Raw genomic sequence first — 22,432 nt, forward strand, 5'->3', positions numbered from 1 at the left:
TCCCGCCGAGGCGCGTTCTCGGCCGGGTGCGCGCGCGCCGGCGCGTCCGGTCGCGCATAGGATCTTCACGGCTGGAGCGTGACATGTCACGGCTTCAGAGCGTGACATGTCACGGCCTCAGAGCGTGACATGTCACGCTCCAGCCGGCCCGGACGCCGGAACAAGGAAGGGAGACCGCGCCGCGCTGGCTGGTATGCGTGTTGCGTGCGCGGCCCCCTCAACCCGCGAGGCCGACGGGCAGCGGCTGACACACGCACCGCGCCGCCTCGACGACGATCTCGTTGCAACCAGCGAGCCGCGAAAGGATGGTTCCGTGAAGTCTTCTTTCAAGCACTCGAATCTAGCCGGCGAGGCCCGCGCCTCCCGGCGGCGCTGTCGCCTTGTCTCCTCCGGGCTCCTTCTGGCCGCGCTCGCCGCGAGCCTGCTCGCTGGGTGCGCCGTCGACGACGGCGCGGAGACGGGTGATCTGGAAGAGCCCGTGCTCGCCGCGTCAGCCGCGCTCCGCGTCCTGGGGCCTGGCGCCATCGCCGTCGGCGCCAGCCACACCTGCGCGATCTTCGAAGGCGGCTTCGTCAAGTGCTGGGGGACGAACGACGTCGGGCAGCTCGGCTACGAAAATGAGATCAACCGAGGCACGGTCACGACCTACGATAAGCTTCCGTTCGTCGACCTCGGGACGGGGCGCACGGCCAAGGCGATCGCGGCCGGCGCGCGCCACACGTGCGCCCTGCTCGACAACAACACGGTCAAGTGCTGGGGAGACAACGGTAGCGGCCAGCTCGGCCTCGAGATCAACGGCTCGCAGGACATCGGCGATGCGCCCGGCGAGATGGGCGATTCCCTCCCGCCCGTCAACCTCGGGACGAACAGCCTCGGAGCGCCTCACACCGCCAAGGCCATCTTCGCCGGCAACAACGTCACGTGCGCCATCCTCGAGGACAACGCGCTCAAGTGCTGGGGGAGCAACGGCTACGGCAAGCTCGGCCTCGGCTGGCCCATCTGGCTGTCCGTGGGCGATGCGTCCAGCGAGATGGGCGACGACCTCCCTGCGATCGATCTCGGCACGGGCCGCTTCGCCACGAGCGTGGCCATCGCGTACGACCACGTCTGCGCGCTGCTCAACACGGGCGAGGTCAAGTGCTGGGGCGACAACGAGTCCGGGAACCTCGGCCTGATGTCCGGCGATCCCGGCTCCCCGCCTCACACCACCGACCGCGGCGACGCGCCCGGCGAGATGGGCGACAACCTCCCGGCCGTCTACCTAGGGACGAACCGCACCGCCAAGGCGATCGCCGCCGGCCTCAACCACACGTGCGCCATCCTCGATACGAATGCGCTCAAGTGCTGGGGAGGCAACAACGCGGGCGAGCTCGGCCTCGGCGACACGGACGAACGGGGCGATGACGTCAACGAGATGAGCACCCTCCCGAACGTCAATCTGGGGCTGAACCGCACCGCGAAGGCGCTCACCGCCGGCGGCAACCATACGTGCGTCGTGCTCGACAACGATAGGATCAAATGCTGGGGGAGCAACTCCGCCGCGGTGCTCGGGCTCGGCGATACGTATTCGCGAGGCGGCTCGTCCGCGACCGCGGTGAGCAATCTACCGTATGTCCAGATCGGGACGGACGCGGGCGGCGTGAACCCGCTGATCCCCGTGACGATCGTCGCCGACGTCGACCACACATGCATCATCGAGTCCAGTCACCTCAGGATCAAGTGCTGGGGCGCCGTTGGCGATGGCCAGCTCGGCTCCGGCGTGCTCTCCTACGGCAGCAACGTCGGCGACGATCCCAGCGAGATGGGCAACTCGCTCCCCTATGCCTTGATGGGCAGCCAGACGGCGCAAGGGCTCAGCGTGGGTTTCAACCACGTGTGCGCTCGCCTGATGACGGGCGCCGTCAAGTGCTGGGGCTACAACAGCTCCGGTCAGCTCGGCCTGGACGACAACCTCGCCCGCGGCGACGTGGCCGGCGAGATGGGGTCTTCTCTCCCGAACAGCCTCATCGGCGACGCGTCCGCGGTGATGGCGGGCAGCAGTTTCTCCTGCGCGCTCAAGGTGCTCCCCGCGCCGTGGTGGCCGCAGACGGGCATCAAATGCTGGGGGAGCAACTTCGCCGGCAGGCTCGGCATCGGCAGCACCGCCGCCATCGGCGACAGCGCCGGCGAGATGGCCAGCCTCGGCTTCATCAACCTGGGCACCGACCGTAGGGTCAAGTCCGCGTCCGTCGGCAACGCCCACGTGTGCGCCGTGCTCGACAACGACACGGTGAAGTGCTGGGGGTTCAACGGCAGCGGCCAGCTCGGCGTCGGCGACATGAACGATCGAGGCGACAGCTCGGGCGAGATGGGCAATCTCCTCCCGGCCGTCGATCTGGGCCTCAACCACACGGCCAAGGCCGTCGCCGCCGGAGGGCAACACACGTGCGCCTTGCTCGACGATAACACGGTCAAGTGCTGGGGAGACAACGGTAGCGGCCAGCTCGGCCTCGGGAACAAGGCGGATCGGGGCGACCAGGCCGGCGAGATGGGCGCGAACCTCCCGACGGTCGACCTGGGCGTCGGCCGCACTGCCAAGTCCATCTCTGCCGGGTACGCGCACACCTGCGCGGTGCTCAACAACAACGCGGTCAAGTGCTGGGGCGCGAACGGCTATGGCCAGCTCGGGATCGGCAACTCCGGCGACGTGGGCGACGCCGCCACCGACATGATGCTGCTCCCCACGGTCGACCTGGGCCCTGGACGCACCGCCAAGTCCGTCTCGGCGGGCGCGGACCATACCTGCGCCCTGCTCGACGACAACACGGTCAAGTGCTGGGGGAGGAACCGCTATGGCCAGCTCGGCCTCGGCGACTGGGCGACGCGCGGGGACGGCGCCGGCGAGATGGGGGGCGACCTTCCCAGGGTCGACCTGGGCGATGGACGCACCGCCAAGGCCGTCATGGCCTCCGTCACGAGCGATGTGACCTGCGCGCTGCTCGACACGAACCAGATCAAGTGCTGGGGCGAAAGCCTGGGCGGCAATCTCGGCGGCCCTGGCTGCGCCGGCACCGAGCATCACTGCGGCGACGAGGTCGGTGAGATGGGCGACGCGCTCACGATCATCGATCTGGGCCTCGAGCAGTAGGCGCCGCGCCGCCGGCCGCCCTTCGCGGCCGTGTCGAGCCCGTTTGCGATCAGCGTGTTACATTCGCTCGGTCACCAGGAGTACCGTTCGATGGCCGCGCAGCGGCTGCTGGCCGGCTGGCACGACCGCCGGCTGGCGCCGCTCGCGGCGCCCGCCGCGCGCCGACCTCCCTGAGCCACCATGCCCGCCAAGAAAAGCATCGATCTGGACGACCTGCGCCGCTATGCGGTTGCGCGCACGCTGTTCGCGCCCACCACGCTGGGGCGCGCGATCTCGCGCCTGGGTTTCGTGCAGGCCGACCCGATCCGCGCGCCAGCGCGCGCCCAGGACCTGACGCTGCGCCATCGCGTCAAGGGCTATCGCGCCGGCGACCTGGAGCGCCGCTATCCGCGGCTGGCGATCGAGGAGGACTGCCTCGTCAACTACGGCTTCCTGCCGCGCGAACACCTGGCGCTGCTGCATCCGCGCGTCGCCAGGCGCGTATGGGACGCCGCCACGCAGCGCCGCGCGACCGAGGTGCTGGCCTTCATCCGCGAGCGCGGCCCGACCCATCCGAAGGAGGTGGCGGCCGAGTTCTCGCATCACGGCCGTGTGGTGGGCTACTGGGGCAACACGCTCAACGCCAGCACCCAGCTGCTGGAGGGCATGCACTACCGCGGATTGCTCCGGGTGGTGCGGCGCGACACCGGCACGCGCGTCTACGAGGCGGTGTCGCATCCGCCGGCCGACGACAGCCCGGCCGGCCGCGCGCGCCGCGCCGCCGCGCTGGTGGAGCTGGTGGTGCGCAAGTACGCGCCGCTTCCGGCGGCCAGCTTCGGTTACCTGATCACCCTGCTGGGCCACGGCGCGCCGCAGCTGCGCGGCGAGACGCGCGCGGCGATGCGGCTTTCGCGCGAGCGGCTGGCCAGCGTCGTGATCGACGGCACCACCTGGCTTTGGCCGGCCGACGAGGACCCGGCATCGCGCCGCCATGCGCCGGAGGAGTCGGTGCGCCTCTTGGCGCCCTTCGATCCGGTCGTGTGGGACCGCCGCCGCTTCGAGCTGCTGTGGGGCTGGGCTTATCGCTTCGAGGCCTATGTGCCGGCACCCAAGCGCAAGCTGGGCTACTACGCGCTGCCGCTGCTGTGGGGCGAAAAGGTGATCGGCTGGGCCAACCTGAGCGCGCGCGACGGCGTCGAGCGGGCCGAGCTCGGCTATGTGTCGGGGCGCGCGCCGCGCGATCCGGCGTTCCGCCGCGAGCTGGCCGCCGAGCTCGAGCGCATGCACGCCTTCCTGGGACACGACACCTGAGGCGAGCAGGCGACAGCAGGGCGAGCGATCGGTCGAGTCCCGTCAAATCCGGTCAACCGCGATCAAACGAGAAAGCTCTCCGCCTCCGCGCCCATAAGGAGCGACCGCGTTCGCCGAGGCGGTAGCGCACGGGCGGGGGCTCGCCACGGGCTTGCCGCACCCGGGCGAACGACCCATGGGACGCATCGCCGACGTGCCCTGCCTGGCACGCACGACGACGAGCGGGCCGGTGCTCGCAGGAAGAGGGGAGGGGACGCGTGAAGTCGGTCGCTGCCTTGATGGCCGAGAAGGTGGTGTGTCTCGTGGAGGAAGACCGACCGGATGCTCGGCGGCTGGCGAACGGGCACGCGCTGCTCCGCACCCTCGCCGTCGGAGTGTGCGGGACCGACCGAGAGATCGCCGCTTTCACCTACGGGTCCGCCCCGGCAGGGACGGACCGGCTCGTGCTGGGACACGAGGCTCTCGCCGAGGTCGTGCAGACGGGTGAGGGCATGGTTCGCCTTCGCCCCGGAGATCTCGTGGTGCCGACCGTGCGCCGGCCCTGTGCCAGGATCGAGTGCCCGGCCTGCCGCGTCGGGCACCAGGACTTCTGCGGGACAGGCGAGTTCGTCGAGCGCGGCATCTGCGGGGCGGGCGGCTTCATGACCGAGCTCTTCGTCGAGGAGGAGCGCTACCTCGTCCCCGTCCCTCCGGCGATCGGCGAGCTCGGCGTCCTCGTCGAGCCGCTGAGCGTCGTGGCCAAAGCGTTCGCCCAGCTCGACGCCTCCCTGACGCGCCTGCCCTGGGAGGACGACGGGCCGCGGGGCCTGGTCCTCGGCGCCGGACCGATCGGCGCGCTCGCGGCGATGGGGCTCGTCGCGAACGGCTATCGGGCGGTCGTGTATTCGAGGGAGCCGGACGACGGCGATCGGGCGCTCTTCGTGCGCAGCGTCGGCGCCGACTACGTATCGAGCGAGTCCACCGACGTCCCGGGGCTGGTGAGGCGCCACGGCCGGTTCGACGTGATCATCGAGGCGGTCGGCGTGCCGGAGTTCGCGTTCAAGACCCTCCCCGCGCTGGCGGCGAACGGCGCGTTCATCCTCACCGGCATCCCTGCCCCGAGGCCCGCCATCGACTTCGACGCGTGCGGCCTGATGCGCGATTTCGTCCTCCAGAACCAGCTGATGTTCGGGACCGTGAACGCCGGCCGCAAGGCCTACGAGGAAGCCGTGCGGATGCTCGAGCAGTTCCTGATCCTGTTTCCCGACGCCGCGCGCCGCGTGATCGGCCGGCGGATCGCGCTCGACGAGGCGCCGGCCTTGCTGCGAGCAGCGGGGGGTGGAGAGAAGACGGTGATCCACATCGCAGAGGCCGGAACGGCGACGCGCGGCGAAGCGCTTCGGGCTGCCGGGTAGGCCGTGGTGCCCCCTCGTCCAGGAACCAGGAAGAAGAGCGATGAACCAGAAGCGAAAGCTGCGGAGCCAAGCGTGGTGGGACGACGCGACGAACCCGGAGATGACGGCGCTGTACCTCGAGCGCTACCTGAACTTCGGGCTGACCCGTGAAGAGCTCCAGTCCGGCCGCCCCGTCATCGGGATCGCCCAGACGGGGAGCGACCTCGTGCCGTGCAACCGCCATCACCTGAGCCTCGCCGTCCGAGTCAAGGAGGGCGTGCGTGACGCCGGCGGGATAGCGCTGGAATTCCCGGCGCACCCGCTCCAGGAGACAGGCAAGAGGCCCACCGCAGCCCTCGACCGGAACCTCGCGTACCTCGGGCTCGTGGAGGTGCTCTTCGGATACCCGATCGACGGCGTCGTCCTCACGACGGGCTGCGACAAGACCACGCCGTCCTGCCTGATGGCGGCGGCCACGGTCGACCTGCCCGCGATCGTGCTCTCGGGCGGGCCGATGTTGAACGGATATTACCGGGGAAAACTCGCCGGCTCGGGGCTCGTGATCTGGGAGGCGCGCCGGCTCCTGGCGGCCGGCAGCATCGACTACACGGAGTTCATGGACATGGTCGCCGCGGCGGCGCCCAGCGTGGGCCACTGCAACACCATGGGAACGGCCTTGTCGATGAACGTCCTCGCCGAGGCCGTCGGGATGTCGCTGCCCGGGTGCGCGGCGATCCCGGCGCCCTATCGGGAGCGGGCGCAGATGGCCTACGCGACCGGGCGCCGGATCGTGGAGATGGTGCACGAGGACCTGACGCCGAGCGCGATCATGACCAAGGCGGCGTTCGAGAACGCGATCGCCGTCGCTTCGGCGATCGGCGCGTCGACAAACTGCCCCATCCACGTGAACGCCATCGCGCGCCACGTCGGGGTCGACTTGACCAACGACGATTGGCAGAGGGTCGGGCAAGACGTCCACTTGCTCGTCGACTGCCAGCCCGCCGGGCGCTTCCTGGGAGAGGACTTCTATCGCGCCGGGGGGGCGCCCGCCGTCATGCACGAGCTGCTCCGCGCAGGCCGTCTCCACGGCGACGCTCTCACGGTGTCCGGGCGAACCGCGGGTGAGAACGTGGCCCGCGCTGTCGTCGCCAACCGCGACGTGATCCGACCGTACGAAGATCCTCTGCTCCGCACCGCCGGCCTGCTCGTCATGAGCGGGAACCTCTTCGACTCGGCCGTCATGAAGAGCAGCGTGATCGGGGAGACCTTCCGCGACCGCTACCTGTCGGACCCCGCGCAGCCCGATGTCTTCGTGGCGCGGGCCATCGTCTTCGAGGGGCCGGAGGATTACCACGCTCGCATCAACGATCCGTCGCTCGGGATCGACGAGCGCTGCATCCTCGTCATGCGCAACACGGGGCCCATCGGCTATCCGGGCTCCGCGGAGGTCGTGAACATGGATCCGCCCGACGCGCTGGTTCGAAAGGGGATATCGCTGCCGACGCTCGGCGATGGCCGCCAGAGCGGCACCTCGGACAGCCCCTCGATCCTGAACGCGTCGCCCGAGTCCGCGCTGGGCGGCGGCCTCGCGCTGATCCGGACGGGGGATCTCATCCAGGTCGATCTGCGCCGGCGTCGCGTGGACGTGTTGCTCTCGGACGACGAGATCGAGCAGCGCCGCAAGTCCCTGAAGCTGCCGGAGCTCGAGAGCCAGACGCCGTGGCAGGAGATCTACCGGAGCGCGGTCGGTCCCCTGTCCACCGGCGCGTGCTTCGAGCCGGCCGTTCGGTACCAGCACCTCGTTCAGCTCCGCGGGCTGCCTCGTCACTCACACTGATCGGCACGGGAGGGGGAAGGACCATGAGCATGGAACGGACGGGCAAGGTCGTCGTGCTGGACTACGATTTCGGCGACGTCGATATCGAGCGCTCTCTCGTGGAGCCGGCCGGCTTCGAGCTGGTCGCCGCGCAGTGCAAGACCGAAGAGGACGTCGTGGCCGTCGCGCGCGACGCCGTCGGCGTGCTCACGCAGTACGCCGAGGTGAAGGGGCGAGCCATCTCGGGGCTCCGGCGCTGCCAGGTCATCGCTCGGTACGGCACCGGGGTCGACACCGTCGACGTCGCGGAGGCGACCCGCCGTCGGATCCGCGTGACAAACGCGCCGAACGACTGGTGCGCCGACGAGGTCGCCGACCACGCCGTGGCGCTCCTGCTCACGCTCGTCCGCAAGCTGCCCGCGTACGATCGTGCCACGCGCGGTGGCTCCTGGTCCTGGCAGGATGGCCGGCCGATCCACCGGATGCGCGGCGCGACCCTGGGGCTCCTGTCGTTCGGCGCGATCGCCCGAAATATCGCCGCGAGGATGGCGAGCTTCGGTGTGCGCGTCACGACGCACGACCCCTTCCTCGACACGGACGAGATCCGCGCCGCCGGCGCTGTCCCCGTGTCCTTCGACGAACTCCTGGAGCGCTCCGATTACCTCGTCATCCAGGCGCCGCTGACCCGCGGGACCCGTGGTCTCCTCGGGGAACGCGAGCTCCGGCGCATGAAGCCGACGGCGATCCTCGTCAACACCGCCCGTGGTCCGATCATCGACGACGGCGCCCTGTTCCGGGCGCTCAAGGAGGGATGGATCGCGGGGGCCGGGCTCGACGACATCGCCGAGGAGCCGTCGAAGCGCCGGGACTGGAGGCCGACGAGCCCGCTCTTCTCGCTCGAGAATGTCGTCATCTCGCCCCACGCTGCCTACTACTCGGAAGAGTCGATCGAGTTCGTCCGACGATTTGCGGCGAGCGAGGTCGTTCGCGTCCTGTCGGGACAGGAGCCGATGTCGCCCGTGAACCTCATGGCCGCTTGAGCCCGCCGCCTCGCCGGCCCCGGCGGGTATGACGGATGCATCGGAATGGATTGGAGGGACGTATATCCATGCGACAACCAGCGCCGAACCAGCCAGAGGAGCCGTGGGTCGACGTGAGCGTGCCAATCCGCGACGGCATGGTGCACTGGCCGGGCAATCCCCCGGTAGAGATCGTCCAGACGGAGCACATCGAGCGCGGCGATCCCGCGACCGTCTCACGCCTCTCGCTCGGCGCGCACACCGGCACGCACGTGGATGCTCCGGTTCATTTCATCGTCCGCGCCGCGGGGATCGATCGCGTCCCGCTCGACCGGTTGATCGGACCCGCGCGTGTCCTCGATCTCGGAGAGATCGATCGTATCCAGCCGGCCCACCTCGAGCCCGTCGAGATCCGCCCCGGCGATCGGATCCTCTTCAAGACGGGAAACTCCGGGCGCTGGGGCGAGAAGCGATTTCGCTCCGATTACACGTACCTGTCCCTGGAGGCGGCCCAGCTCCTGGTCGAGCGAGGCGTCTGGGCCTTAGGGATCGACTACCTGTCGATCGGAGGCATGGATCAAGGGGCCGAGACGCACCGGGTCCTGCTCGCGGCAGGCGTCGTCATCATCGAAGGGCTCGACCTGTCGCGCGTCGAGCCCGGCTCGTACGACCTCGTCGCCCTGCCGATACGCCTGGAGGGGCTCGACGGGGCTCCAGCGCGGGTCGTCCTGCGTCGGCGGCGATCGAAAGAAACGTAGGAGGTGCACCATGGAGCGAGCGAACATTCGTGACGTGCCTGTTCCGGCGAGCCGGGTCGGCCTCGGGACCTGGGCCATGGGCGGGTATCAATGGGGGGGCGCCGACGACGACATGTCGGTCCGCACGATTCATGCGGCGCTCGACCTCGGGATCAACCTGATCGACACCGCGCCGGCCTACGGGTTCGGGCACTCCGAGGAGGTCGTCGGACGGGCCATCGCCGAGCGGGGCCAGCGCGAGCAGGTCGTCCTCGCGACAAAAGTGGGCCTGGAGCGACGCGGGGACGCGCTCTTCCGGAACGGGACGCGCAAGCAGATCCTGGAGGAGGTCGAGCTCTCGCTCGTGCGTCTGCGCACAGACTACATCGATCTGTATCAGGTTCACTGGCCCGACCCACAAACTCCCTACGAAGAGACGGCCCAGGCCCTCCTCGACCTCCAGCGTCAAGGCAAGATCCGCGCGATCGGCGTCTCCAATTACTCGATCGACGCGATGCGGCGGTTCCGCTCCGTCACGCCGATCGCCTCGGCGCAGCCGCCGCTGAACCTCTTCGAGAGGCAGGCGGAGGGGGACATCCTGCCTTGGTGTCGCGACAACGGGGTCGCCACGCTCACCTACGGCGCGCTCTGCCGCGGGCTCTTGAGTGGTACGATCGATGAGAAGACCACGTTCAAGGGGGACGACCTCAGGAAGACCGATCCGAAGTTTCAGCCTCCACGCTTCACGCAGTACCTCGACGCGGTGAGGGGCCTCGATCGGTTCGCGCACGACCGCTACGCTCGCGGCGTGCTCGCGCTCGCGGTGCGCTGGGTGCTGGACCAACCGGGGGTCTCGGTGGCCCTCTGGGGAGCTCGCCGGCCGGAGGAGCTAGCGCCGATCAACGATGTGATGGGATGGAGCCTCGACGATGACGCCCGCGCCCATATCGACGCCGTGCTCAACGGAGCCGTGCGCGACCCGGTGGGGCCCGAGTTCATGGCGCCGCCGGAGCGCCCCGCCGAGGCGCGCAGCGCGGCCTGACGCTACCGGCGCGGATCCTGCGAATCCATGGCGACGGCCACGCGCTGGCCGTCGCCATGGCGATTCACGCCGCCCGGAGCCCCGACTCCGGGCGCGCTCGACCGAAGGCGTCGCACCTGCCCCAGCGCCCGGGGATGTCGAGCAGTCGAATCTCCCCGAGCTCGGCAGGGACGGCCGGATCGACGAACAGGCGATTGCCCATCGGCTCCAGCCCGAGCACGACGCGCAGATAGAGCAAGGGAGCCGCGGTGGCCCAGGCCTGGGGGCTGCACGCGGTCGGATACTCGACCGGGAACTTTGTGAGCTCTCGTGGATACCCGGCGAACGCCTCCGGCAAGCGGTAGTGGAAGAAGGGCGCCGCGGCCAGGTTTCCCGTCGCGACGCGCCCGGCCTCCACGCTGAAGCCGTAACGCCGGAGCCCGAGCGCGATCAGCGAGTTGTCGTGCGGCCAGACCGTGCCCACGTGATATCCGATGGGGTTGTATCCGCCCTCGTCGTCGGCCAGGGTACGCACCCCCCAGCCGCTGAACAGATGGGGGCCGAGGAGGTGCTCCACCACGCGCTCCGCCTTGGATGTCTCGACGATACCGCTCCAGAGCAAGTGGCCGATGTTCGACGTCAAGGAGTCGACCCGGCGCTTCCGGCCATCCAGCGCGAGGGCGAAGAACCCGCGATCGTCGAGCCAGAAGTCCTGATTGAATCGACGTTTCAGCTCGGCCGCGTCTCGCTCCAGGCGCTCCGCCAGCTCGGGGTCCCCCCAGAGCTCGCGCGCGAGCCGGGCGCAGCGCACCTTCGCGTCGTAGACGTAGCCCTGAATCTCACAACACGCGAGAGGCCGCGGCGCGAGCGATCCGTCGTGAAAGACGATGGCGTCCCACGAGTCTTTCCAGCACTGGTTCTCCAAACCGGTCTCGGGGTTGCGCGTGTCGTATTCGACATACCCGTCGCCGTCCCGGTCGCCCCACTGGTCGATCCATCGAAGAGCGGCGCGCGCTGTGTGCTCCATCGACAGGACGAGCTCCGCGTCGCCGGTCCAGCGCTCGTACTCGTCCAGCAGGATCAGGAAGAGCGGCGTCGAGTCGGCAGAGCCGAAATAGGGAGAGTGCGGCCGCTCTTCGAAGGCGGTCAGCTCGCCCCAGCGAACCTCGTGGAGGATCTTCCCCGGCTCCTCGTCGCGGAAGTCGTCCCGGCGGTTGCCCTGGCGGCGCGCGAGGTAGCGGAGCGTGGAGCGCGCGAGCTCGGGGACGAAGGGCAGCGCTTGCAGGCTCGTGATGACGCTGTCGCGGCCGAAGGCCGCCATGAACCACGGTAGACCGGCGGCCGGAATGGCGGCGTCCGGCATCAGCTTGGAGAAGAAGCGCAGCGCGGCCAGGTCGATGAGGCTCCGCTCGTACGTCCGGGCGAGCGACTCGTTCGAGGTGAGGAGCCGCGGTGCGTGGTCGATCCAGCTCTCGAGGCTGATGCCGATGTTCGGGCGCGCGTGGCTCTCGCCGTGGGTGTACTTCACCCGGGTGTGCCGCTCCTCGAGGCCGTCGATCGCCGCCACGACGTCGAGGCACGTGCTCCAGCGGCCGTGCGGCGCGACGCTCACCCGGAAGGTCAAGCCGCTCGGATCGATCTGCGCGGGCTGCGAGGCGGAGATCCATGTCTCGCGCACGAAGCGCTCGCGTCGATAGCCGAGGACGAGCCGACTGTCTTCGATACGGTGATAGCGCTCGCCTTTCTTCGGGAGCATGTCCTTGACCTCGAACAGGTCGGCGAAATCGGCGGCGGCCTGGATGCGGACCTCGAGCTCGACGGGATCCTTGCCGTGGTTCATGAGCAGGAGGTCCTCGTGGAAGCCGTCGCCCGCGAACCGGCTCCGGACGATCGAGAGGGTCGATTCGACGTACATCGCGGCAGGCCTCGGCACGAGGAAGAACTGGGCCTGGAAGTACTGCACGTCGTCGGTGGACAGCGCGGCCGGGACGATGCCGTCGATCGTCAGGATCCACTCGGAGAGAAAGCGCGTATCGAGGTGGAAGAGGCCGAGCGGCCGGCTGACGGAGTGCTCGATGTTGCCGCGCAGATCGCTGACGACGAACGTGCCGCCGTCCAGAATGCTCACTTGCCGTTCCATGGGTCCCCTCCGACGATGGTGGCTCAGCGCGTCGCTTCTGGAGCTTGGTGGTCCCCCGGGGAGAAGACGCTCTGAAACATCTGGGCGACGCCCAGGTCTCCTCGCACGCCGACGCGGCCCTGCATGATCGCCGTGATCAGGTTCTGTTCACCGCGAAAGATCCGCAGGAAGTCGTCGAGCGAGCAGGAGAGCTGGCAGTCCTCGCTCGCGCCTTCGGGCGCGATGCCGAAGGACCCGTCGGCGAGCTCCACGACGACGCGCTCGTCGTCGGTGAGCTGCACGGCGCACACCTTCCGTGTTCCTCGCAGACGGGCGTCGTAGCGTCCTGCCGTGAGGGCCTTGATGAGCTCCTTTGCGTGCGACATGACCAAAGAGTGTGTTCGGGTTGCCAACCGAGCCTTCGCGCTCCCCGCCCCAGGCAATGGGTGTTCCATCTACATGGCGCGGAGGTCGCCTCCTTCACGATCGCGTGGGGAGCACGCGGGCGCCCTTCGCGATCTGGATCATCGATATGCCGCCGGTCACGAGGCTGATTCCGACGAGCAAGCCGAGCACCTTCGCGGCGGTGATGACGCCGCCCATGAGGATCAGCATCCCGAGCGCCAGCGTCAGGATGCCGTCGAACACGAGCCATGCCGAGCCCCGCGGCCCGCGGTGCTGATAGGCGCGGACGAGCTTGAGCGCGCCCTCGGCGACGAAGTACGCCGATGCGATCACCATCAGCGCGAGCTTGCCGGTCATCGGGAAGCCCACAAGGAGAAGCCCGAACGCCACCTGCACCAAGGCGCTCACGAGCTCCCAGCCGGCGCCGGCCCAGCCGCGGCTCTGGATGGCGTGACAGCCCTCGGCCACGCCGGCGATCACGATCAACCAGCCGAGGGTGATGGCGGTGACCAGAGAGGCAATGAAGGGCACGAGGAACGCGATCGCCCCGAGCACCATCATGGCCACGCCGATCGCGAGGAACCAACCGCGCTTCTCCCGCACGGTGTCGATGTCGACAGGCGCGAAGCGCAGAGGCTTCTGGGACTCTCCGAGCGGACCGACCATGGGCACCCCTCTGGTTCGTGGAGCATGCGTGTCCCGTCGGTCACTCGCCGGGCGGACGAGGTGGCCGGGACCCCGTCCGATTCGAGCATCGTCCGTGCCAGCGCGCGGGCGAGAACATTGTGCCTGGCGCTCGTGGGAGGCGTCACGGCCGAGGGCGGCCAGGAGCGCACCGCCTGATCAGCGGGCGATCGCCTTCGCGGCCCTGGCGCTCGGAGTGGACGTCTCCCGGACCTTGCGTCGCTGGAGCTTCGAGCCCTGCTTCGCCCGATTGGCGCTCTTGCGCGTCGACTTGCGCGACGGGCGGTCCTGCGCCGAGTCCTCGAGCGCCGCGCTGGCCTTCCGCGCCCTCCGCAACGTGTTTCGCCGCGCCGTCGAGCCGCCGCCCGCCTTTCGGTCGGTCGCGCTCCGCCCCGGAGCGGCCGTGTCGACAGGGACGTCACGCCGCGATTTCTCGGGCCTCTCCAGCGCGCGCTCGAGGTTCTCCTTGCTGCTCCCCACGCGCCGCCCGATGAAGCTGCCCTCGGGCGATGGATGACCGAGCGGCGCCGGAGCCGCCGCGCTCCGCTTCGCCGCTCGCGCGGTGCGCTTCGGGGCGCGCGCCGGCGCGCGTGATGCGGCGCGCGGCGCGCGCTCGAGGGCGCTCTGCACCGCACGTGCGATCCCCGGGACGGCTCTGTCGATCGTCTCGCGCGGCTCGTGACCTCGCATCTGGTAGACGACGCTGGGGAGCCCGCTCAGGACGACCTTCACGTCGCACGCGACATCGACGCCGCCGCGCGGCCCGTTCACGTCGGTGAAGCGCACCGTGAGCCGCTCGATGTGGGGCGCGAAGCGCCCGAGCTTCGCCGCGAGGCTCTGGCGCACGTGCTCCCTCGTCGGCTCGTCGACGCCGACGCCGAAGGTCCGCACCGCCAACGGCGTCCGCTCCGTCGGTGTGCGCCCGGCGCGCGCCCGGACCGGTCGCGGCACGGTGGAAGGGAACTGCGGACGTTGCCCGGTGGATGGTCGCCCCATGCGCGCTACATCGAGACCGGCCCCCCGTCGTCAAGTGTCGCGGCCACCGGCGAGATCGCGCTCCTGCTACATCCGCCGCGCCTCGGTCGGCTGTTCATCACCGCCCGCGCCCCGCCCGCGCCGGCGCTCACGAGCGGGGCCGCCGCGGGATCCCCGGCAGGCGCGACGCGACTAGCGGGGCTTCGTGTCCTTGTCCTCCGGGTCGACCGCGATGCGGAAGCCCGGGTCCTCCGGGGTGGGCCCGGCGGGCCGCGTCTCGGGCCCCTCGGCCTCTCCGTGGCCCTCGGAGCGCTCCTCGTGGTGCGGGGGCGCCGGCGACGGCCCCTTGCTCAGCTCGGCGCCGATACGGCCGACCACGTTCGTCGCGGCCCGGACGAGCTCGCGCCCGGCGTCGTCGATCGCCTTGCCGACGCTCGTGCGGTCCATGTCCTTGCGCAGGTCCTCGGCCGTCTTGCGCGCCGCGCGCCAGAGCAGGCTCAGCCCCTGCTTGAGATCCTCCTTGGGGTCGTCGCGATCGGGGTCCGAGCTCATCGCGCCTCCTTGGCTTGGCCGAGGAGGCTTATGTGCCCGCCGCGCGGGCGCCGCAAGCGGCGCGCGGGCCTCAGGCGGCCGTCTTCGGCTTGCTCGTGGGATCGAGCTCCGGCGGGCGCCTCGGCTTGCTCCGGGGCTCGGCCTCGCCGGGCGCCTTGCCCGGCGCCTGCGAGGTGGCCGCGGCGCGCTTCCCGGCGGGCGGCGCGCCGTCCTGTCCGGAGGGCGCCGGGGCGCCGCCTGCCGCGGGCGGCCTGCGCTGCGGCGCGGGCGTCCCTGCCGCGGGCTTCGCCGCCGCGGGCCTGGTCGTCGCGGGCGGCACGTGCCTGGCCGCAGCGCCCGCGTCCGCCGCGTGCCTGGCCGCGGCGCCCGCGTCCGCCGCGGGCTTCGCCGGAGCGCCGGCCTCCGCCGCGGGCGGGTGCGCGCTGTTCGACCGCACCGACGGCGACCACGCCGTCGAGCGGTTCCTGCCCGACCGTTTCGAGACGTAGAGCGACTCGTCCGCGGCCTTGAAGAGCTCTTCCCACGTGCTGCCCGCCTCGGGGTAGGTGGCGATCCCGATCGAGCAGGTCACCTGGCACTGCACCGGCCCGTTGCTCCCGGCCGCGTGGAACGTCGTCCGGCCGAGCTCCTCGCGCACGCGCTCCGCGAGCAGCATCGCGCCGCGCGCGTCCGTCTCCTCGCAGATCACGACGAACTCCTCGCCGCCGAAGCGCGCCACCGCGTCGGTCGTCCGCTTCGCGCGCCGGAGGACATCGCCGAGCCCCTTGATGATCACGTCGCCCACGTCGTGGCCGTACGTGTCGTTCACCTTCTTGAAGTGGTCGATGTCCGTGACGAGCACCGAAAGCCGCCGCGAGAACCGCCGCGCCGCGGTGATCTTCTGGTCCGCCACCTCGAGCATCGCGCGCTTGTTGAGCAGCCCGGTGAGCCCGTCCATCGTCGCGAGCTCCTCGAGGCGCCGCACCATGCGCGCGTTCGAGAGCGACACGGCCATGTGGCTGGCGAGGACCTCCAGCGTGCTGCGCACCGAGTCGGTGAAGGCCGCGCGCCGCCGCGAGCCGAGCACCAGCGTGCCGAGCGGCCGGTCGTGCACGACGAGCGGGAGCACGATGATCGACGGCATCGACGGCGGCGTGACGCGGCGGGTGAAGACGATCTGCCGCTTCTCGTCGTATTCGCCGCGGTACGGGAGCGGGTGCCGGTTCTGCAGCACCATCGAGACGAGCCCCGCGTTGTGGCGGAAGCGCTGCCCTGTCAGCTCGGCGACCCCGTCGCCGCTGACGGCGCGGATCTCGTGGACCTTCTGCGCCTCGTCGTAGAGCGTGACGGCCGCGAAATCGACCGACGTGATCTCGCGGGCGCTCGTGACGCCCGCCTCGATGACGCCGGCCTCCGTCGTGGCGGCGCCGAGCCCCTCGGCGGCGCGGTAGAGCTTGCCCTGCTCGACCTTGGCGCGCTCGAGCTGGACGAAGACGCGCTCGTTCTGGATGGCCCGCACGGCGTACCGGCACGCCTCGTCGATGAGCTCGAGCTCGCGCGGCGAGAACGGCCGGTCCTCGACGCGATCGACGACGAGCACGCCGCGGAGCTGGCCGTGCTCGAACACCGGCAGCGCGCACACGGCGCGCACCGGGGAGGGGCCGACGTAGTAGGGGAGCTTGTAGCCCGGCTTCAGGCCCCCGAGGACGACCGGCGCGCGCTGGGTGATCGCCGCGCCGAAGACGCCGTCGCCGGAGAGGAACGGGCCCTCGGAGAGGTTCGGGGCGTCGCTCGCGAGCTCGCTGATGCGCAGGTGCGTCCCGGCGTCGTTCTGCCAGAGGAGCACGGCGGTGTAGAGGTCCAGCGACTCGCGCAGGAGGCGCAGGGCGAAGAGCACCGACTGGTGGATCTCCTCGACGCCGGAGCGGGCGAGCCGCTCGTCGTCGCCTTTCTGGCCCGCGCCCGCGCCGCGCGCCTGGGCCGGGGCGGAGAGCAGGCGGTAGCTGCGCGCGTCGTCGCGGAGCCGCTCGATCTCGGCCTGGAGGCGGGTGTGCGAGGCCTTCCTGACGCGGCCGATCTCGGCGCGGAGGATGGTCGCGTTCAGCAGCGAGAAGACGGCCATGAAGCCGATGTGCGGCGCGGCGGCGCGCGCGGCGTCGAGGAGGCTCGGCGCGCCGCGCGGGGCCGCGGCCGAGCGGACGGCGATCTCGAGGGCGGCGGCGGAGATCGCGACGAGGAGCGACGCCCCGGGGCGGGCGAACGCGCTCACGAGGGCGATGACGACGTAGAGGGCGGCGTGGGCGTCGCCGTCGAGCGAGCCGTCGAGCCGGAGGACGGCGGCGAACGTGGCGACGACGAGCAGGGCGCCGACCTCGAGGTCGAGCAGGGCGCTCGCCTCGATGGCGGCGGCGCGCCGCCGCGCCTGCTGGACGAGCGCCGCGAGCAGCACGAGCAGCGCGGCCGCGGCCGCGAGCGGCGGCAGCGGCGTGGCCGCGTCGAGGACCACGAGCCCCCCGAGGGCCAGCGCGCAGGCGAGCGGCGCCGCGTTGCGCGCGATACGGCGGGCGGTGAGCACGGCGAGCACCAGGTTGGCCATCGGCTCGGATGCCGGTACCAGAGGTCGATCGCCGGGGCCCAGTTCTCTGCTGGCGCAGAGAGGAGGCCGAACCGTGGGGGGAAAGGGGGGAGAGCGGGGGTGAGGGTGTGACCTGGAGTCGTCGATCGATGGAGGACAGGTTGAGGGGCCTCGCTCGGATACGCGGAGGCGAGGGCAACGATGCTGCTCGACACGTACGCGGCTCGACGAGCGCCAGCGGGCACCGTGAACGACCTTGCGAGCGCAACTGAGCTGCCCCACGGGACCGTGGACGGTGGGTACGAGCGGAGCGCGAGATCTGCTGGGGCTGGTCGGCCTTTGGGGGGCGCGGCGCAGGAGCGTGCCAGTTGTGTGGTGGCCAACCAAGCGCTGGGCGAACACCAGGAGATCAGCGATGGAGCAACGGATCGTGTCTCAGCGTCAGCGCAGCACCGAGATCAGGGGCGGTGACAGCCTCGGGGCTGTCGCTCAGGCGGGCGCTCCTGCGACAGGGATGACCGAGGATCACTCCACGGCCACGGACCGCGGGGCGACCATCGCTGAGATCGTTCGCCCGTGTTAGCATGGCCCGCATGGTGTGGGTGGTCCTCCTGGGAGCGCTCCTCTTCGCGAGCGCCTGCGGCGGCAGCGTCATCGTTCCCGAAGACGGCAATGGTGAGAGCGACGGCGGCGGAACGTCGGCACCAGGCGCCGGGGGCAACGACACAAGCAACTCGTCCTCTTCACCTGATTGGACGGTGCCGCCGGATCGGACCTACAGCCACATCGATTGCGGCGACGACCCTGCCGCCCCGACGCTCTTCGTGGAGATCTGGCCGGAGGGCTCCGGCTGTCTGGCCTCGGCGACCCTCGTGGAGGATGTGCTCGTGTTCGGGATCCAGAGGTGGGACGGGCAACCGGGAACGTTTACGCTCGGTGTCGAGACGCCGCACGGCACGGCGCGGGCCGGCATGGTCTCGCAGCCCGATCCCATCACAGGCACGCTCACGGTCGAGCCATACGTCGGTAGGCCTTCGGCGGTCGCGTGGGATTTATCCGTAGGCGCTGGCCGCACCGACCTCTCCGTTTGCGGCCACTTCGATGACTTCCCGTGCCGGTGAGCCTCACTCGCCTTTCTTGATTGCCCCGAGATGGGGTCTTTTGCAGACTTGAAAAAGATAAAAGAAAGGGGTTTGCGGTCACGCCGCTACCCCCAGTCGGCGTCGACCGCGGCGCGCCGACGATGCCGTGCGCGGGTCAGCCGACCCTGTGCTCGACGCTCGGCGCCAGGACCTGCTGGCGGAGCTCGAAGTTGAAATGCTGGAGAACCCAGCGCTCCGCGTCGGTGATGGACGAGAAGACCCTGACGGGGTGCGGAGGTGGCTTCAGCCAGTTGAGCGCGGTCAGGATGCCGTTCACCAGGCGGGAGTCGCCCACGATGCCGGACGCGAGCATGTGCGCGCGCACCTGCCTCTCGTGGTCGACGTACATCTGCGCGATGGCTCGCCGCTGCACGGCGTTCGGCATCTGGCCGCCGCGCGTGTCGTTGATGAAGCCGAACGGCCCCGCGACGATGAGCTGAATCATGCCCCGCATCAGCAGGTCCCAATCGTCTTGGGTATAGTGCTCGCCGGCCCGCATGACGACCAGCGGGTAGCGCGAGCGGTCCAGCTCAATCCCGCGAGCCAAGGCCGCCTCCGTCTCGACGAACGCCGCGCTGGCGCCGGCCGCGGATGGATTCGTACGGGAGGGGGGTCCTGGAGCGTGCGGCGGTCATGTACGTCCCGGCCGGCTCAGAAAGGCGGCATTGCCATGAAGAGCAAAGCGATTCGTAAATGTCAATTACAAACCACGACGCGGGCCCGAGACGACCGAAATCCGGTGGCGGTCGACTTTGCGCGAGAAAGATCACAGGGAAACGGGGGGATCGACGAGGTAACCCGCCGGGCTCGCGCGGCGTTTCGCGGCGTTTCGCGGCGCTTCGCGGTGATGGAGCGCTCGCATCACCTCGTCCCACATCGCCTGACAGCGGCGGTGAGGCGGCGCCGTGTCACCAGCCGTCAGCGGGCCCCAGGAACACCGGCCCTGGCGCGAGCAAGTCGGCGCCGTCCATCAACCAGACCGCCGCCTGGTTCGTTCCTGTGGCGTACCAGAGCACGTCCGCCATGCCGTCGAAATTGGCGTCGGCGGCGGGGCGCGCTTCCCAGCCGCTGCCGAGCGGCCCCGGGATCACCGGTCCCGGCGCGACGACCAGCGTGCCGCCCTCCATCAGCCAGACGGCCATCAGGTTCCGTTCTGTGTCGTTCCAGAGCACATCTGCCATGCCGTCGGCGTTGTAGTCCTGCGCGGTGACGACGTGAAAGCCGGGGAGCCCAGGGAGAATCGGCCCTGGCGAGAGCAGCTGAGCGCCGTCCATCAGCCAGACGGCTATCAGGCTCTGCTCTTCGTTGTCCCAGATCACGTCCGCCATGCCGTCGCGGTTGAAGTCCCGTGCGCTGCGCGCCACCCAGCCCTCGCCGATCGGCCCCGGGATGACGGGCCCCGGCGCGAGGAGCTGAGGCCCATCCATCGTCCATGTCGTCATCACATTCTGCTCTTTGTCGTTCCAGATCACATCCGCCATGCCGTCACGGTTCAGATCGGACAACGAGATCACCTTCCAGTTCTGGCCGATCGGCCCCGGGATGATCGGCCCCGGCGAGAGCAGCTGGCTCCCTTCCATCAGCCATATTGCCACCAGGTTCTGTTCCTTGTTGCGCCAGAGCACGTCCGCCATGCCGTCGGAATTCAAGTCTCCCGCGTTGACCGCCTCCCAGCCCTGGCCGATCGGCCCCGGGATGACCGGCCCCGGGGCGACGAGCTGGCTCCCCTCCATCAGCCAGATCGCCGCCAGGCTCTTCTCGGGGTGCTCCCAGAGGACATCCACCATGTCGTCGCGATTGAAGTCATTCATGCGAACGGCCTTCCACCCGTACGCGCTCGCCCTCTGCGACGCGCGTCCCAGGGACGGCGCCGCCCGCTCGGCCGACCAGCGGTCGCGGTCCAGATCGATGCCCGGCGTGCAGGCCACCATGGTGTGAATCGCAGCGATCGCGCACGGCGCAGCGCCTGTAGCCGCAGACCTCCTCACACTCGCCTCGCTTGCGCCTCGGGCGCGGGCGCAGACGCCGGTCCGGGATATCCGATCCGGCCGCGCCCCTGAGCACGCCGAGCACGCGCGCCGGCCGATAGCAAGCGCAAGGCCATCGAGATCATGTTGGGCGCCCAATCTAGGCGTGGCCACCACATGGTGCCTCACCAGGCCATTCCCCGCTTCTTGCATCGAGCGCGTCATAGACCTCCTCTACTCATCGAGCAGGGAGCGCTCCAGGGCGCCGGGCGCTCGCCGCACCGACTGACCTCGCTTCCGGCCGCTTGTCGCCGCCCTCTCGGAAGATAAGGCCTCCCGGGACACAGCGACGTCGAGGGAGACAATCCGTCCCTCGGCGTGCTCATGGGATGAGCGGCTCGGCTCCTGAGCTCGTTCGCCGATCTGACCGCGATCAAGGAGACGGTATATGTCGATTCGTCACACACATGTCTCGGTTGTCACGATAATGGCACTTGCTTCTCCTTTCTCCTGTGGAGGCCAGCGGGAGGTGCGCGACGTGCGGGAGAGCGCGGACGGGAGCGGCGTGCCGGCCGAGGTCGGCGTGGCCCGTGCGGCCCTGTGTCAGGGGCAAGCGATCGTGAATGTGACGGCTCTACCGGGGACATACTACTGGGACGATCCTGCCCACGTGCTCACGCTGGCGGAGGGATTCGGCCCGCGGGCGCTCCAGGTCGCCGTGGCGTCGAGCGTCTCACCCTCGGTGAGCATCGAGACCAGCGTCACGCCCACGATCCCGGAACCCCCGTCGCTCACGAATTTGGAGCCTTCGTCGAGGTCGAGGGGCATTCGCGCCCCCACGGGCCTCCTGCCTTCATCGGGTCTACCTGGCGGTGGCATGCCGTGGGGTACTCTGCCCTCCTCGGGCACGCCGGGCGGCAACGCGCCCTGGGGCACGCAACCCTTGCCGGGCATGCCGGGTAGCGGCACGCCCTGGAGCCCCCGACCGATCCCGATGCCCGGCAGCGGGTCCTGGGGCTCCGCGCCTTCCTCGGCAATGGCGGGCGACGACGAGCCCTCGGGCTCCGCGATCCCATCGGACGTGCTGGGCGGCTGCACGCCGTCGATCAACGAGCTCTCCACGGCGGTCGGATTCGACGTGAGCGAGAGCGTCGACCTGGAGGCCTCCACCATTTTCTTGGTGCCCACGGGGGCGTATGCGCGGGTCTCCGCCTACCCGGTCTTTCAGCAATACTCCTGGGATGTCGTCGGCGCCGTGGGCATGGGCTGGGACGGCAGTCCAGTGAGCCTCGTCATCGCCCACGGCGTCGCGCTCAGACCGATCGGTGTCTATTTCGATACCTACCGCGCGTACGACTATGCCGCGATCGGCGGAGGGCTCGTCAGCCCGGGCCCGATCTGGCCGGGAGGCGGCGTGGGCGGCGCTGGCGGTGCCGGTGGCGCGGGCGGCGCGGGTGGCGCTGGCGGCGCCGGTGGCGCGGGTGGCGAAGGCGGTGCCGGTGGCGCCGGCGGCCAGGGTTGGTTCATCAACCCCGGCGACCAAGGCAGCCCCGGAGGCCAGGGCGGCGCGGGCGGATCGTAGAGTCGAGAGCCCCGGAGCGACGCGATCCGAGCGGGCCCCCTCGCTCCTGCCCGAGACGATGGACGGGCC

Annotated in this window: 17 protein-coding genes; 9 read left to right on the forward strand and 8 right to left on the reverse strand. The window is 70.1% G+C overall.

The genetic code is table 11. The features are described 5' to 3' along the window. Positions 1 to 313: 313 nt before the first annotated feature. From WME90_RS44235 to WME90_RS44265, 7 genes are all read left to right on the forward strand, one after another. Positions 314 to 3,127, forward strand: a complete 2,814-nt coding sequence (locus WME90_RS44235; RefSeq protein WP_437278125.1) for a hypothetical protein — start codon at positions 314 to 316, stop codon at positions 3,125 to 3,127. A 180-nt stretch (positions 3,128 to 3,307) separates the two neighbouring features. Next, entirely contained in the window at positions 3,308 to 4,417 is a 1,110-nt protein-coding gene (locus WME90_RS44240) for a DNA glycosylase AlkZ-like family protein (protein WP_437278126.1), read from the forward strand. A gap of 257 nt (positions 4,418 to 4,674) precedes the next feature. Beyond that, a complete protein-coding gene (locus WME90_RS44245) occupies positions 4,675 to 5,811 on the forward strand; it encodes a glucose 1-dehydrogenase (RefSeq protein ID WP_437278127.1) in 1,137 nt (378 codons plus the stop codon). A gap of 40 nt (positions 5,812 to 5,851) precedes the next feature. Then, complete coding sequence (locus tag WME90_RS44250; RefSeq protein WP_437278128.1) at positions 5,852 to 7,627, forward strand: IlvD/Edd family dehydratase; 1,776 nt, start codon at positions 5,852 to 5,854, stop codon at positions 7,625 to 7,627. Between the two features lie 23 nt (positions 7,628 to 7,650). Further along, positions 7,651 to 8,646 carry a C-terminal binding protein gene (locus WME90_RS44255; protein ID WP_437278129.1) on the forward strand — a complete coding sequence of 332 codons (996 nt, stop codon included), beginning with the start codon at positions 7,651 to 7,653 and terminating at the stop codon, positions 8,644 to 8,646. A 68-nt stretch (positions 8,647 to 8,714) separates the two neighbouring features. Next, positions 8,715 to 9,383, forward strand: coding sequence for a cyclase family protein (locus WME90_RS44260; protein WP_437278130.1), 669 nt, complete (start codon positions 8,715 to 8,717; stop codon positions 9,381 to 9,383). A gap of 10 nt (positions 9,384 to 9,393) precedes the next feature. Then, positions 9,394 to 10,404 (forward strand): aldo/keto reductase, encoded by a 1,011-nt coding sequence (locus WME90_RS44265; protein WP_437278131.1) that lies wholly within the window; start codon positions 9,394 to 9,396, stop codon positions 10,402 to 10,404. Between the two features lie 64 nt (positions 10,405 to 10,468). Here the strand turns inward: WME90_RS44265 and WME90_RS44270 are convergent, their stop codons facing one another. From WME90_RS44270 to WME90_RS44295, 6 genes are all read right to left on the reverse strand, one after another. After that, positions 10,469 to 12,523, reverse strand: coding sequence for an amylo-alpha-1,6-glucosidase (locus tag WME90_RS44270; protein WP_437278132.1), 2,055 nt, complete (start codon positions 12,521 to 12,523; stop codon positions 10,469 to 10,471). A 23-nt stretch (positions 12,524 to 12,546) separates the two neighbouring features. Further along, positions 12,547 to 12,888 (reverse strand): SCP2 sterol-binding domain-containing protein, encoded by a 342-nt coding sequence (locus WME90_RS44275; protein WP_437278133.1) that lies wholly within the window; start codon positions 12,886 to 12,888, stop codon positions 12,547 to 12,549. 94 nt (positions 12,889 to 12,982) lie between these two features. Then, positions 12,983 to 13,573, reverse strand: a complete 591-nt coding sequence (locus WME90_RS44280; protein ID WP_437278134.1) for an HdeD family acid-resistance protein — start codon at positions 13,571 to 13,573, stop codon at positions 12,983 to 12,985. 177 nt (positions 13,574 to 13,750) lie between these two features. Next, the gene (locus WME90_RS44285; RefSeq protein ID WP_437278135.1) at positions 13,751 to 14,488 is read right to left on the reverse strand and encodes a hypothetical protein; all 738 of its coding nucleotides are present in this window, start codon (positions 14,486 to 14,488) and stop codon (positions 13,751 to 13,753) included. A 270-nt stretch (positions 14,489 to 14,758) separates the two neighbouring features. Further along, positions 14,759 to 15,118, reverse strand: a complete 360-nt coding sequence (locus WME90_RS44290) for a hypothetical protein (RefSeq protein ID WP_437278136.1) — start codon at positions 15,116 to 15,118, stop codon at positions 14,759 to 14,761. A gap of 70 nt (positions 15,119 to 15,188) precedes the next feature. Then, positions 15,189 to 17,693, reverse strand: a complete 2,505-nt coding sequence (locus tag WME90_RS44295) for a diguanylate cyclase (protein WP_437278137.1) — start codon at positions 17,691 to 17,693, stop codon at positions 15,189 to 15,191. Between the two features lie 572 nt (positions 17,694 to 18,265). Here WME90_RS44295 and WME90_RS44300 point away from each other — a divergent pair. Further along, a complete protein-coding gene (locus WME90_RS44300) occupies positions 18,266 to 18,793 on the forward strand; it encodes a hypothetical protein (protein WP_437278138.1) in 528 nt (175 codons plus the stop codon). Positions 18,794 to 18,929: 136 nt separating this feature from the next. Here WME90_RS44300 and WME90_RS44305 read toward each other — a convergent pair whose 3' ends face one another. Together WME90_RS44305 and WME90_RS44310 are read right to left on the reverse strand one after the other, a co-directional pair. Further along, positions 18,930 to 19,361, reverse strand: a complete 432-nt coding sequence (locus WME90_RS44305; protein ID WP_437278139.1) for a hypothetical protein — start codon at positions 19,359 to 19,361, stop codon at positions 18,930 to 18,932. 361 nt (positions 19,362 to 19,722) lie between these two features. Continuing rightward, positions 19,723 to 21,006 carry an FG-GAP repeat domain-containing protein gene (locus WME90_RS44310; RefSeq protein ID WP_437278140.1) on the reverse strand — a complete coding sequence of 428 codons (1,284 nt, stop codon included), beginning with the start codon at positions 21,004 to 21,006 and terminating at the stop codon, positions 19,723 to 19,725. Between the two features lie 313 nt (positions 21,007 to 21,319). Between WME90_RS44310 and WME90_RS44315 the strand changes: the two genes are divergently transcribed. After that, the gene (locus tag WME90_RS44315; RefSeq protein ID WP_437278141.1) at positions 21,320 to 22,363 is read left to right on the forward strand and encodes a hypothetical protein; all 1,044 of its coding nucleotides are present in this window, start codon (positions 21,320 to 21,322) and stop codon (positions 22,361 to 22,363) included. The last annotated feature ends 69 nt before the right edge of the window (positions 22,364 to 22,432 follow it).

It is taken from the genome of Sorangium sp. So ce375, assembly GCF_051473855.1.
Classification (GTDB): domain Bacteria; phylum Myxococcota_A; class Polyangia; order Polyangiales; family Polyangiaceae; genus Sorangium.